Below are 13,146 nucleotides of genomic sequence, written 5' to 3' on the forward strand. Positions count from 1 at the left end.
CATGTGTTAGGCCTGCCGCCAGCGTTCAATCTGAGCCATGATCAAACTCTTCAATTTAAGTTTGATGCTCGTGAATTAAACTTCGTAATGAATTACGTATGTTCACTCAGAGACTTGGTATTCATTTTTCGTCCTAGGACGTTAAGAATCCATGTCACTTTGAGTGCCCACACAGATTGTCTGATAAATTGTTAAAGAGCAGTGCAACGCGGCTTTCGCTCACCGTTGCGAGGTGGCGTATATTACGCTTTCCTCTTTCAGAGTCAACCCGTTATTTCAGGATTTTTTCTCTTCAACCGACCGGGTTGTTTGTGAAGTGATTCACATCCGCCGTGTCGATGGAGGCGCATTATAGGGGGCCGCCGAGGAATGACAAGCGGAAAAATGCATTTTTATTTCAACCGCTCATCTTTTCGCCAAAAAGGCTATTTTTGGTGCTTTTTAATCTCTTTTGGCAGATCGGCCAGACTATTAATCACCCAATCCGCTGCATTTTCTGCTTCTGGCGTAACTGGCTTACCGGTGCGGACTAATATTTTGGTCCCTACACCCGCTGCTGCTGCTGCCTGCATATCTTCCAGTTTATCGCCCACCATATAAGAAGCAGACATATCAATGTGCAGGAACTCCTGCGCAGAGATGAACATCCCCGGATGCGGCTTACGGCAATCACAGGTCTGGCGATACGCTTCTACCGTTCCCTGCGGGTGGTGCGGACAATAATAGATGCCGTCGAGATCCACGCCGCGGTCGGCCAGCGACCAGTCCATCCATTCCGTCAGCGTCTCGAACTGCGCTTCGGTGAATTTACCGCGTGCAATACCGGACTGGTTCGTTACAACTACCAGCGCATAGCCCATCTCTTTCAGCTGGCGCATGGCATCTATTACGCCCTCGATAAACTCGAACTCATCAATCTCATGGACATAACCGTGATCCACATTAATAGTGCCGTCACGATCGAGAAAAATTGCGGGTACTGATTTTGCCACCGGTTTGCTCCTGAAAAAGGCATGTTCGACTAGTATCTCATGAATCGCAGCGCAATAAAGTGCTCATCGTACAGAGTTGGATTGATTTAGACGTCTGGATGCCTTAACATCCGTTTTGTTTACGGTCATCACCCGTATCTGGCAGAAGAAAATGCCACGGCTAACTTACATACGATAAAAATAATCTAATGATTAAACTTTCCAATATCACCAAAGTGTTCCAGCAGGGGAACCGAACCATTCAGGCGCTGAACAACGTCAGTCTGCATGTTCCTGCTGGTCAAATTTATGGCGTCATTGGCGCATCGGGTGCAGGTAAAAGCACGCTGATCCGTTGTGTTAACCTGCTTGAGCGCCCAACCCAGGGCAGCGTAGAAGTTGGCGGCCAGGAACTTACCGCCCTTTCAGAAAAAGAACTCACCAAAGCGCGTCGTCAGATTGGCATGATTTTCCAGCACTTTAACCTGCTGGCCTCCCGCACCGTGTTCGGCAACGTTGCCTTACCGCTTGAGCTGGATAACACGCCGAAAGAAGAAGTGAAGCGTCGCGTCACCGAGCTGCTCGACCTCGTGGGTCTGGGCGATAAACATGATAGCTACCCGGCAAATCTGTCCGGTGGGCAAAAACAGCGTGTGGCCATTGCCCGCGCGCTGGCAAGCAATCCTAAGGTACTGCTGTGTGATGAAGCCACCAGCGCACTGGATCCGGCCACCACGCGTTCGATTCTGGAACTGCAGAAAGACATTAACCGTCGCCTGGGCCTGACGATCCTCCTTATTACGCACGAAATGGACGTGGTGAAACGCATCTGCGACTGCGTGGCGGTCATCAGCAATGGTGAACTGATCGAGCAGGACACGGTAAGTGAAGTGTTCTCGCATCCGAAGACGCCGCTGGCACAGCAGTTCATCCAGTCCACCCTGCATCTGGATATTCCGGAAGATTATCTGGAGCGTTTGAAAACCGAATCCACCGCAGACAGCGTCCCGATGCTGCGCATGGAGTTCACCGGTCAGTCCGTTGACGCTCCCCTGCTTTCCGAAACCGCGCGTCGCTTTAACGTGAACAACAACATCATCAGCGCGCAGATGGATTACGCCGGTGGCGTGAAGTTCGGCATCATGCTGACAGAAATGCACGGCACACAAGAAGAAACCCAGGCCGCGATTGCCTGGCTGCAAGAACACCATGTAAAAGTAGAGGTACTGGGTTATGTCTGAGCCGATGATGTGGCTGCTGGTTCGCGGCGTTTGGGAAACGCTGGCAATGACCTTTGTCTCTGGTTTCTTTGGTTTTGTGATTGGCCTGCCGGTCGGCGTATTGCTGTACGTAACGCGTCCGGGTCAAATCATTGAGAACGCGAAACTGTACCGTACGCTCTCTGCGCTGGTGAACATCTTCCGTTCTATCCCCTTCATTATTCTGCTGGTGTGGATGATTCCGTTTACCCGCGTGATCGTCGGAACGTCTATCGGTCTGCAGGCGGCCATCGTTCCGCTGACCGTGGGGGCTGCGCCGTTTATCGCCCGTATGGTGGAAAACGCCCTGCTGGAAATTCCAACCGGTTTGATCGAAGCTTCCCGCGCGATGGGCGCAACACCGATGCAGATCGTGCGCAAAGTCCTGCTCCCGGAAGCACTGCCAGGCCTGGTGAATGCGGCAACCATTACGCTCATCACGCTGGTCGGTTATTCGGCAATGGGTGGTGCAGTTGGCGCGGGCGGTTTAGGTCAGATTGGTTACCAGTACGGCTATATTGGATATAACGCTACCGTGATGAATACCGTTCTGGTATTGCTGGTTGTTCTGGTTTACTTAATCCAGTTCTCTGGCGATCGCATCGTGCGGACCGTTACTCACAAATAACGTTACACACAACACAAACTCTACGAGTTAAGGATAAAACATGGCGTTTAAATTAAAGACCTTTGCAGCAGTAGGCGCGCTGATCGGCTCTCTGGCACTGGTGGGTTGCGGTCAGGACGAAAAGGATCCAAACCACATTAAAGTGGGCGTTATCGTGGGTGCAGAACAGCAGGTTGCGGAAGTTGCTCAGAAAGTGGCAAAAGAGAAATATGGCCTGAACGTTGAGCTGGTGACCTTCAACGATTACGTTCTGCCGAACGAAGCGCTGAGCAAAGGCGATATCGACGCGAACGCCTTCCAGCATAAGCCATACCTGGACCAGCAGATCAAAGATCGTGGCTATAAACTGGTGGGTGTCGGTAACACCTTCGTTTATCCAATTGCCGGTTACTCTAAGAAAATTAAATCGCTGGACGAACTGCAGCCGGGCTCTCAGGTAGCCGTGCCTAACGACCCAACCAACCTTGGTCGTTCCCTGCTGCTGCTGCAGAAAGTGGGTCTGATCAAACTGAAAGACGGTGTTGGCCTGCTGCCAACCGTTCTGGATGTCACCGAGAACCCGAAAAATCTGAAAATTGTTGAACTGGAAGCGCCTCAGCTGCCACGTTCTCTGGACGATGCCCAGATTGCCCTGGCCGTTATCAACACCACTTACGCCAGCCAGATTGGCCTGACGCCAGCCAAAGACGGTATCTTCGTTGAAGATAAAGATTCCCCGTACGTTAACCTGATCGTGACTCGCGAAGACAATAAAGACGCGGAAAACGTGAAGAAATTCGTTCAGGCTTATCAGTCTGATGAAGTTTACCAGGAAGCCAACAAAGTGTTTAACGGTGGCGCTGTTAAAGGCTGGTAATCTCACCTCAGTGTAATATCATCAGGACGGGCTTATGCCCGTCTTGTCATTTGTGCAGTCAACTGATTCAATATCTGACGTTTTGATTATCCATTGAGGAAATATTATGCGTGCTTTACCGATCTGTCTTTTAGCACTCATGCTGAGCGGCTGTTCAATGCTAAGCAGATCTCCCGTTGAACCCGTTCAAAGCACGGCAACCCCGCCAAAAACAGAGCCTGCAAAACCAAAAGTGGTTCGCCCTGCGCCAGTTCGCATTATCACGAAAGCGGACGAACTCGTCGGTAAACCGTTCCGTGAACTGGGCGAAGTAAGCGGCGATTCCTGTCAGGCGACCAATCAGGACTCACCACCGAATATTCCGACAGCGCGTAAACGTATGCAGATTAATGCCGCAAAAATGAAAGCCAACGCGGTCCTGCTGCACAGCTGCGAAGTCACCAGCGGCACGCCGGGTTGCTACCGTCAGGCGGTTTGCATCGGTTCTGCGTTGAACATCACGGCGAAATGAGTGCATTTCAGTTCGAGCAGATAGGCGTTATCCACTCTCCCTATAAAGAGAAGTTCGCCGTCCCCCGCCAGCCCGGTCTTGTCACCAGCGGACGCGGTGAGCTTCACCTGATTGCGCCTTACAATCAGGCCGATGCGGTACGCGGGCTCGAGGCTTTCAGCCATTTATGGGTGGTATTCGTGTTTCACCAGACGATGGAAGGCGGCTGGCGTCCTACAGTGCGCCCTCCTCGTCTTGGCGGAAATGCGAGAATGGGCGTGTTTGCAACGCGCTCGACCTTCCGCCCAAATCCGGTTGGCATGTCGCTGGTTGAACTGAAAGGCATACGCTGCCAGAAAGATCGGGTGATACTGGAGTTAGGTAGCCTGGATCTGGTCGACGGCACGCCGGTTATCGACATCAAACCCTATTTGCCCTTCGCCGAAGCCCTCCCGGACGCGCGTGCAAGTTATGCTCAGGACGCACCGCAGGCGGACATGCCTGTTTATTTTACGCCTGAGATAACCGCGCAGCTCGGTCAACTGGAGAAACGCTATCCTCGCTTACGGGATTTCATCACCGAAGTTCTGGCACAGGACCCGCGTCCGGCCTACCGTAAAGAAGAAGAAGCAGGAAAATCATACGCCGTCTGGCTGCTGGATTTTAACGTTCGCTGGCGCGTCACTGGGGCAGGTTTTGAAGTGTTTGCCCTTGAACCCAGGTAATTTTGTTCTCCTCTCTTTTGGCATCTTTGCCACACTGGTAAACTAAACCACTTTTTTTGTGCCAGGCTGGTGTTTCAGCCTGTTCCAATCGTCGAAATGGAACCGTAACAACATGCGTACTAGCCAATATCTGCTCTCCACTCTGAAGGAGACGCCTGCCGACGCCGAAGTGATCAGCCATCAGCTGATGCTGCGCGCCGGGATGATCCGCAAGCTGGCCTCCGGGTTATATACCTGGCTGCCGACCGGCGTGCGCGTCCTGAAAAAAGTCGAAAACATCGTGCGTGAAGAGATGAACAACGCCGGTGCTATCGAGGTGTCCATGCCTGTGGTTCAGCCCGCTGACCTGTGGCAGGAGAGTGGCCGTTGGGAACAATATGGCCCAGAACTGCTGCGCTTCGTCGATCGCGGCGAGCGTCCGTTCGTTCTCGGCCCAACGCATGAAGAAGTCATTACCGACCTGATTCGTAATGAGCTGAGCTCTTACAAACAGCTGCCGCTGAACTTCTTCCAGATCCAGACCAAGTTCCGTGACGAAGTTCGCCCACGTTTCGGCGTCATGCGCTCTCGCGAATTCCTGATGAAAGATGCCTACTCTTTCCATACCTCTCAGGAATCCCTGCAAGAGACGTACGACGCAATGTACGCGGCATACAGCAAAATCTTCTCCCGCATGGGTCTGGATTTCCGCGCTGTGCAGGCTGATACCGGCTCCATCGGCGGTAGCGCATCCCATGAGTTCCAGGTACTGGCGCAGAGCGGTGAAGACGATGTGATCTTCTCTGACTCTTCAGACTACGCGGCGAACATCGAATTTGCAGAAGCACTGGCACCAAAAGAACCACGTGCTGCTGCAACGCAAGAGATGACGCTGGTTGATACGCCAAACGCGAAAACCATCGCCGAGCTGGTTGAGCAGTTCAACCTGCCAGTTGAAAAAACCGTTAAGACCCTGCTGGTGAAATCCACCGAAGGGAGCGCTTACCCGCTGGTTGCCCTGCTGGTGCGTGGCGATCACGAGCTGAACGAAGTGAAAGCCGAGAAGCTGCCGCAGGTCGCCAGCCCGCTGACATTCGCGACGGAAGCGGAAATCCGCGCCGTGGTGAATGCGGGTCCAGGTTCACTGGGTCCGGTGAATATGCCGGTGCCTGTTGTTATTGACCGTACGGTAGCCGCGATGAGCGACTTCTCCGCCGGTGCGAACATCGACGGTAAACATTACTTCGGCATCAACTGGGATCGCGACGTGGCGACGCCGGAAGTGGCTGACATCCGTAACGTGGTGGCAGGCGACCCAAGCCCGGACGGCCAGGGTACCCTGATGATCAAGCGCGGTATCGAAGTGGGTCACATCTTCCAGTTGGGCGATAAATACTCGCGCGCGCTGAACGCCGCCGTTCAGGGTGAAGATGGCCGTAACCAGATCCTGACCATGGGTTGCTATGGGATCGGGGTAACGCGCGTGGTAGCTGCCGCCATTGAGCAGAACTACGACGAGCGCGGCATCGTATGGCCGGACAACATCGCGCCGTTCCAGGTCGCTATTCTGCCAATGAACATGCACAAGTCTTACCGCGTGCAGGAGCTGGCCGAGAAGCTGTATGCCGAGCTGCGTGCGCAGGGTATCGAAGTGCTGATGGATGACCGTAAAGAGCGTCCGGGCGTGATGTTTGCCGATATGGAACTGATCGGTATTCCACACACCGTCGTTATCGGCGACCGTAACCTCGACAGCGATGAGATTGAATACAAATACCGTCGCAGCGGCGAAAAACAGATGATCAAGACCGGCGACATTCTTGATTACCTGGTGAAAGCCATCAAAGGCTAAACAAAAAACCCCGCTCAGGCGGGGTTTTTTAATGGCGCTTCGTCAGCTTATTTACTGTTACAGTCTTTGCCCGCAATAAACTTCGCGTCTTTATCTGCCACCAGCGTTTTCACCATCTCTCCGCTATCCGGATTTGGCTCCAGCGTAAAGTGACCGTCAACCGTCAGCAATACCGGCTTGCTGTCATTGCCGCGTGCTACAGCGTAATCACGTTCAAGCTGCGCATTGTTTGCCACACTGACCTTCTTGCCGGTTGCGCAGTCGGTAAAGATCGCCGCATCCGCCATATAGAAGTACATCCCCCGCATTGCCATCGGTGTGGCAGGCAGGGCCGCTTTCACCGGGGCCAGCGTGTAGTTTAACTGGGATTGAATTGGGTTACCTTCGCGATCGAGCATCTCCATGCTGTCACCTTTAGGACGGAACCAGGTTTTCTCACCGGTGGTATCGGTCAGGACCAGCTTCTCCGCCGTACGCGCCCATGTTCCATAAGTCGCAAAAGAAGAAGGCTCTTTCGCCCCCTGATAGCGCTGGTTCATTACCCAGGTGCCGTCTTTTTGCAGGAACAGGGACGTTTCAATGCCTTCACAGTCCGCGCAAGGCAATACGCCACGCCAGCTCTGCTGCATCGGTTTTAATTCTTCCGTTTGCGTGGGTTGTAAAACCTGCGTTTCGGAGCGGTTGTTACACCCGAAAAGCGCAAACAGCGTACTCACTGCCAGCGCTGACCATAATGCTTTTTTCACAATGAATTCCTTATGAAAAGTGTGTTCCCTTTCGTCACTCTGTCGGGCGACGAACTTTACCGCGTAGTGCTTTCACTGTGGATTTTTGGGCCTTCGAGGACAAACGACGCTCTTTCGATGCGCGGGTTGGCCGCGTTGCCCGGCGGCTTTTTTGTACTGCCGTTAACTCTTTGATGACCGCCACCAGCCTGGCTATCGCCGCTTCCCGGTTGAGCTCCTGGCTACGGTACTCCTGGGCTTTAATCACAATCACACCATCGCTGGTGATCAGGTGGTGGCTGGCGGCAAGCAGACTTTCTTTATAATACTCTGGCAGGCTTGAGGCCCGAATGTCAAAACGCAAATGGATAGCCGTCGACGCCTTGTTCACGTGCTGCCCACCGGCCCCCTGTGCACGGATAGCGGTGATCTCCAGCTCGTTGTCCGGAATGCTGACGTTTCGGGACAAGACGATCATGAGGCCGGTTGCCACGCCGTCAAATGAATTTCCAGATTATTCTGAGAATCAGAAAGCCAGATTGCACCGTCCTGAATCGTAGCCTGCAATACCATGGTCCGGCTGGCAAACTCGCTCAGCTGAGCCAGCTGCTCATCATCCAGATACCAGACCGTAAGATTTTTAAACTGTCCGCACTTGCTCTTGTTTTGCTGCCACCAGATCTCCGCAGCGCGCTGATTATACGCGAATAAGGCCACTTCAGCGGACTGGGTGCAGGCCTTCTTAATTCTGCGCTCGTCCGGCAGTCCGAGTTCGATCCACAAATCGATACCCAGATGATCGTTGCGCAGCCAGGCTTCAGGCTCGTCTTCTGCGCTTAAGCCACGGGTAAACTGCAGACGCTCGTCGGCATACTTTATCCACGCCAGCAGGCGCAGCATCATGCGCTCCTGGGTTTCGGAGGGGTGGCGTGCCAGCGTCAGCGAGGCGTCCAGGAACTGGTTGCGATCCAGATCGGCCACATTGACCACTGCTTTATAAATTGTCGCTTTCAGCGCCATGAGAGAACTCCATTCGAATCAGGCGCCCATTGTAGCGAAAACCGCGGCAAAAGGCTGTTATGGGGTGTTAAATACACCGCTATCAAGGCGCTGATATTGCTTAAATGAGTATGGTATAGTCACCTTGCTAAACCGAGTTTATCTTCGTAGGCTTAATGATATCTCACAGTAAGTCAGTGCGCTGGCGGGAGGGGATGTGAATAATTATTGTGAGTTAATTCGCAAACGGTATGCGGAAATCGCCAGCGGAGATCTGGGGTATGTCCCGGACGCGTTGGGCTGTGTATTGAAAGTGCTTAATGAAGTGGCCTCTGATGAGAGCCTTTCGGAGTCGGTCAGGGAAAAAGCAGCGTATGCTGCGGCGAATTTACTGGTGAGCGATTATGTCGATGAATGATACTTATCAACCCATCAATTGTGATGACTATGACAACCTCGAACTCGCCTGCCAGCATCATTTATTACTGACGCTGGAGCTAAAAGATGGCGAAGTGTTGAAAGCGAAAGCCAACGATCTGGTTTCACGTAAGAACGTGGAATACCTGATAGTGGAAGATGCCGGTGCGACGCGTGAGCTGCGTCTGGATAAAATAGCCAGCTTCAGCCACCCGCAAATCGGCACCGTCGTGGTGAGCGAATCCTAATGACACTAACGGGCAGCCAGGCTGCCCGTTACGCTTTCTGCCACTCAAACCTGACCCCGTCTTCCGTCCATCCCGCTTCCGTGATGAAAACCCCTGCCGCAGCGATAAGCGTTTCACCATAGAACAGCAGTGGCGTGGTGTCGCGCAGCCACGGTGGTACGTTGCACTCTTGCCATATTTTCTTCAGTTTCCGTCCGCCGTTGCGCCCGACGATGTGCAGCATGCCGCCAGCCTTAAAGCGCACGGTGACCGGTTCACCGGGCTCCGGCAGCCGCACATGACCAGACGGCAGGAGAGAGACGAGTCCAGCCTCAGCGGGCAATACCAGCGGTGCGTCAGGTGAAAACCAGTCGAGCACCACATCGTTCAGTGAGGGCGTGGATTTTATCCACCAGAGTTCCCCTTTATAGCGTCTTACGTCAAAACCGTTCAGATGGACGCACGGGGAAGCATCATCCCGCGCCAGCGCGACTTCGTCCCATATACGGCTCAGCATCGCCCGCGACGGCATCGCAGCGTGATGAGAGGCCAGCCAGCGTCGTATCAGTGCGGCGCGACGCACCGGGCTCATCGCTGTCAGAGGTGCAATGGCCAGCGCTCCGTCCTCAGAAATCAGTTCAGCCAGCTCGTCGCTCAACAGCTCGTCCAGCAGCGATTCCTGTTCGGCGCACAGCATGGCGCTTCTTGCCGTCGCGTCGGCGAAATGCGGCCAGCGCTCGCTCAATAGCGGGAGGACGCGCAGACGTAGAAAGTTACGGTCATAGCCGTCATCCTGGTTGCTCTCATCTTCAATCCAGCTCAGATGATGTTCTCGCGCCCAGGCCTCAAGCGAGGCGCGCGTCTCGCCAAGCAGCGGACGCAGTAACGTTGTGTCGGCAAATGCAGAACGCGCCGGCATGGCTGACAGCCCCACCGGTCCGCTGCCCCGCTTAAGCGCCAGCAGAAAGGTTTCACACTGATCGTCCAGGTGCTGGGCCGTGACCAGCGCTTCTCCAGGACGTAATGCCCCGGCAAACGCGGCATAGCGGGCTTTACGCGCCTGCGCCTCGATGCCCAGCCCTTCCTCCGCAAGCGTGACGCGCTCGACGATGAGCGGGATCGCCCACGCCGCACACAAGGCTTCGCAGTGCGCCACCCACTCCTCCGCGTGAGGACTTAATCCGTGGTGAATATGCATCGCCCGAAGCTGGACGTCAGGCTCCCGGTCGCGCCAGCGTTTAAGACGATGGAGCAGAACGGTGGAATCCAGGCCACCGCTAAACCCCACCAGCAGCTGGCGGTACGGTGAAACGGCGTGTGCGATAGCGGGTAAGGTCATAGGGAATTACACATAAAAAATGCCCGAACTGAGCGGGCATTATCACACAGGACGAAGATTACTGCTGATAAAGCTCCAGCGGCAGGCCGTCCGGGTCGTTGAAAAAGGTAAAGCGCTTGTCGGTGAACGGATCGACGCGGATCGCTTCACACGTCACGCCGTGCGCTTCCAGATGTTTGACTGCGCAATCCAGATCATCGACGCTGAAGGCAAGATGGCGCAGGCCACAGGCCTCCGGGCGGGACGGACGCGCAGGCGGAAAAGGGAAAGAGAACAGTTCAATCACATATTGCCCGTTTAACGCCAGATCGCCCTTCCAGGAGTCGCGCTCTTCGCGGTAGGCCTCGCTCATGAGCGTAAAGCCCAGAATGTCGCAGTAGAAGGCCTTACTTTTCGCGTAATCGGTCGCAATGATCGCAATATGATGAACAGCTTTTAAACCCAGCATAGCTTCTCCTTTTTATGATGCCTGAACGTTACAACCGAAAACCCGCACCTTGCAAGCAGTCACCCTTATTTTAGGACTCGCACCCAGTAAACGCCGTTCTCATCGCGCTTCGCACCGTGAATATCCGTCTCAAAACCGGGATAGTGACGCCCTACCGAACAGAGCATCAGCAGGAAATCGAGCACGGCCCGACTCTCCTCGGTAATCATCTCTCCTGGCATCAGAAGCGGAACGCCCGGCGGGTAAGGCAGGATCATGTTGGCCGATACGCGCCCAACCAGATTTTCCAGTTCGACGGTTTCGACCTCCCCTTTCACCTGGCGCTGCCAAGCCTTGTGCGGGGTTAATTTCATCTCCGGTAACACATCGAACGCCTGAAGCATCAGACGCGGCAGATCGTGCTGACGGATCAACCTGTGGATCCCCTGGGCCAGATCCTGAATGCGCATATTGCGATAGAAGTCAGGATCCTCCGCGTAGAGATCCGGCAGCATGTTCTTCACCCGCAGGTTAAGATCGTAGGCGCGCTTAAACTCCATCAGACCGCGCAACAACCCCATCGCCCGCGTTTTATCAATACCAATACTGAACAGGAACAGCAGGTTATAGGGGCCGGTTTTTTCCACCACCACACCCCGTTCATCAAGGAATTTCGCCACCAGCGCGGCCGGAATACCTTCCTCGCTCATCTTGCCCTGCTCATCCATGCCCGGTGTCAGGATTGTTACTTTTACCGGGTCGAGGAACATATGGTCGCTATCTGCATCCCGGAAGCCATGCCAGTCTTCGCCGGGCGAGACGGGCCAGCACTCCGCCTCATCAATCTCTTCCGGCTGCCAGATATCAAAGAACCAGCCGTCGGCTTCATCTTTCAGCCGCTGAACCTCTTTGCGGAAATGCAGCGCGCGCTCCACCGAACGGTTGATGAGACGTTTGCCCGGGTTGCCGCGCAGCATCGCCGCGGCCGTTTCAATAGAGGCCACCAGCGGATAGCTCGGTGAAGTGGTAGTGTGCATCATAAAGGCTTCGTTGAACGTGTCTTCGTCGTACTCACCTTTGATGTGGATAAGCGAAGCCTGGGAAAATGCTGCCAGCATTTTGTGCGTCGACTGCGTTTCGAAGAATACTTTACCCGGCACGCGTTCACCGCTCATGCCGCTTTTACCTGCGTAAATCGGATGGAAGTTGGTGTATGGCACCCATGCGGAATCGAAGTGGATCGACGGCACGTCCAGCGCCTTTTTGATCCAGTCTGTATTGTACAGCAGACCGTCATAGGTCGAGTTGGTAATCACCGCATGGACAGGCCAACTCGCGCCAGGCACTGCCGCGACCTTGCTTTCAATGGCTTCATGGGTGAACTCCCGGCGCGGAATACCGCCAAGAATACCGAGCGCGTTACGCGTGGGTGACAGCCAGAGCGGTACGACGTCGCTCATCATCAGCAGGTGAGCCAGCGATTTATGGCAGTTACGGTCAATCAACAGGGTGCTGCCCGCCGGCGCGGCGTACATACCGACGATTTTGTTCGAGGTCGAGGTGCCGTTGGTCACCATATAGCTCTGCTCTGCGCCAAAGGTGCGGGCGATATACTCTTCGGCTTCCAGATGCGGGCCGGTATGATCCAGCAGAGAGCCTAATTCGGTGACTGAAATCGACACGTCCGCTTTCAGCGTGTTGCCACCAAAGAAATCATAGAACAGGCAGCCCACCGGGCTTTTTTGATAAGCCGTCCCCGCCATATGGCCCGGCGTACAGAAGGTATATTTCCCCTCCTTTACGTAGGTGAAAAGCGCCCGGGTAAACGGTGGCGTAATGTTATCGAGATATTCATTCGTGTATTGCTGAATGCGGGTCGCAATATCGTCCGCCACGCCGAGGGAATATTCAAAGAACCACAGCGCCATACGCATATCATTGGCGCTGACGTCCATGGTGGAGTGGGTATTAATAAACGCATACAGCGGGAGGTATTCGTTCAGCTTGTTGATGTCGCTGCACAGTTCGAGATCATATTCGTCCCAGTCGAAGATCACGCCGCAGATACGCGGGTTATGCTCGATGAACTTCAGCAGGTCGGCGCTGTTGTGCGGCCAGATCAGCTGATACCCGCGCGACTGCAGGGCTTGCTCCAGCTCCTTAATCGGCTCATCTTTATAAAAGACGCCGTGTGGCCCCATAACGGCAATGATATTCATGGGCTTCCTCCTTAAAAAACATTAGCTAAGCAT

At 54.3% G+C, this 13,146-nt stretch carries 15 protein-coding genes; 8 read left to right on the forward strand and 7 right to left on the reverse strand.

Annotated features, from left to right (window positions below):
* Positions 1-425 precede the first annotated feature (425 nt).
* Positions 426-992, reverse strand: a complete 567-nt coding sequence (gene gmhB, locus P349_RS14770) for a D-glycero-beta-D-manno-heptose 1,7-bisphosphate 7-phosphatase (protein WP_029741186.1) — start codon at positions 990-992, stop codon at positions 426-428.
* Between the two features lie 188 nt (positions 993-1,180).
* Between gmhB and metN the strand changes: the two genes are divergently transcribed.
* The 6 genes from metN (at position 1,181) to proS (ending at position 6,760) form a co-directional block, all read left to right on the forward strand.
* The gene (metN, locus tag P349_RS14765; RefSeq protein ID WP_032649708.1) at positions 1,181-2,212 is read left to right on the forward strand and encodes a methionine ABC transporter ATP-binding protein MetN; all 1,032 of its coding nucleotides are present in this window, start codon (positions 1,181-1,183) and stop codon (positions 2,210-2,212) included.
* On the forward strand, positions 2,205-2,858 hold the full coding sequence (locus P349_RS14760) for a methionine ABC transporter permease MetI (protein ID WP_014168730.1): 654 nt from the start codon (positions 2,205-2,207) through the stop codon (positions 2,856-2,858). Before metN ends, P349_RS14760 begins: the two co-directional genes overlap by 8 nt.
* A gap of 40 nt (positions 2,859-2,898) precedes the next feature.
* On the forward strand, positions 2,899-3,714 hold the full coding sequence (metQ, locus tag P349_RS14755) for a methionine ABC transporter substrate-binding lipoprotein MetQ (protein WP_032649710.1): 816 nt from the start codon (positions 2,899-2,901) through the stop codon (positions 3,712-3,714).
* Positions 3,715-3,820: 106 nt separating this feature from the next.
* Positions 3,821-4,225: an Rcs stress response system protein RcsF gene (gene rcsF, locus P349_RS14750; RefSeq protein ID WP_032649711.1), complete on the forward strand. Its 405-nt coding sequence runs from the start codon at positions 3,821-3,823 to the stop codon at positions 4,223-4,225.
* On the forward strand, positions 4,222-4,929 hold the full coding sequence (gene tsaA, locus P349_RS14745; protein ID WP_032649713.1) for a tRNA (N6-threonylcarbamoyladenosine(37)-N6)-methyltransferase TrmO: 708 nt from the start codon (positions 4,222-4,224) through the stop codon (positions 4,927-4,929). The genes rcsF and tsaA overlap by 4 nt, the downstream gene beginning before the upstream one ends.
* A 112-nt stretch (positions 4,930-5,041) precedes the next feature.
* Positions 5,042-6,760 (forward strand): proline--tRNA ligase, encoded by a 1,719-nt coding sequence (gene proS / locus P349_RS14740; protein WP_032649715.1) that lies wholly within the window; start codon positions 5,042-5,044, stop codon positions 6,758-6,760.
* A 47-nt stretch (positions 6,761-6,807) separates the two neighbouring features.
* Here proS and nlpE read toward each other — a convergent pair whose 3' ends face one another.
* Genes nlpE through P349_RS14725 form a run of 3 tightly spaced genes read right to left on the reverse strand, consistent with a single transcriptional unit; the run spans position 6,808 to position 8,505 of the window.
* A complete protein-coding gene (gene nlpE / locus P349_RS14735; protein WP_032649717.1) occupies positions 6,808-7,506 on the reverse strand; it encodes an envelope stress response activation lipoprotein NlpE in 699 nt (232 codons plus the stop codon).
* 34 nt (positions 7,507-7,540) lie between these two features.
* Entirely contained in the window at positions 7,541-7,963 is a 423-nt protein-coding gene (gene arfB, locus P349_RS14730) for an alternative ribosome rescue aminoacyl-tRNA hydrolase ArfB (RefSeq protein ID WP_032649720.1), read from the reverse strand.
* The gene (locus tag P349_RS14725) at positions 7,960-8,505 is read right to left on the reverse strand and encodes a YaeQ family protein (protein WP_023310470.1); all 546 of its coding nucleotides are present in this window, start codon (positions 8,503-8,505) and stop codon (positions 7,960-7,962) included. Before P349_RS14725 ends, arfB begins: the two co-directional genes overlap by 4 nt.
* A 196-nt stretch (positions 8,506-8,701) precedes the next feature.
* Between P349_RS14725 and P349_RS14720 the strand changes: the two genes are divergently transcribed.
* Both P349_RS14720 and rof read left to right on the forward strand, forming a co-directional pair.
* On the forward strand, positions 8,702-8,902 hold the full coding sequence (locus P349_RS14720) for a YaeP family protein (protein ID WP_008501889.1): 201 nt from the start codon (positions 8,702-8,704) through the stop codon (positions 8,900-8,902).
* Complete coding sequence (gene rof, locus P349_RS14715; RefSeq protein WP_024907532.1) at positions 8,889-9,149, forward strand: Rho-binding antiterminator; 261 nt, start codon at positions 8,889-8,891, stop codon at positions 9,147-9,149. Before P349_RS14720 ends, rof begins: the two co-directional genes overlap by 14 nt.
* Positions 9,150-9,177: 28 nt before the next feature.
* Here rof and tilS read toward each other — a convergent pair whose 3' ends face one another.
* The 3 genes from tilS to P349_RS14700 form a co-directional block, all read right to left on the reverse strand.
* Positions 9,178-10,467, reverse strand: a complete 1,290-nt coding sequence (gene tilS, locus P349_RS14710; RefSeq protein WP_032649722.1) for a tRNA lysidine(34) synthetase TilS — start codon at positions 10,465-10,467, stop codon at positions 9,178-9,180.
* 58 nt (positions 10,468-10,525) lie between these two features.
* Complete coding sequence (locus P349_RS14705; RefSeq protein ID WP_032649725.1) at positions 10,526-10,915, reverse strand: VOC family protein; 390 nt, start codon at positions 10,913-10,915, stop codon at positions 10,526-10,528.
* 65 nt (positions 10,916-10,980) lie between these two features.
* On the reverse strand, positions 10,981-13,113 hold the full coding sequence (locus tag P349_RS14700) for a lysine decarboxylase LdcC (protein ID WP_032649727.1): 2,133 nt from the start codon (positions 13,111-13,113) through the stop codon (positions 10,981-10,983).
* Between the last annotated feature and the right edge of the window lie 33 nt (positions 13,114-13,146).

This window comes from Enterobacter sp. DC4, from assembly GCF_000568095.1.
Lineage (GTDB): Bacteria > Pseudomonadota > Gammaproteobacteria > Enterobacterales > Enterobacteriaceae > Enterobacter > Enterobacter pseudoroggenkampii.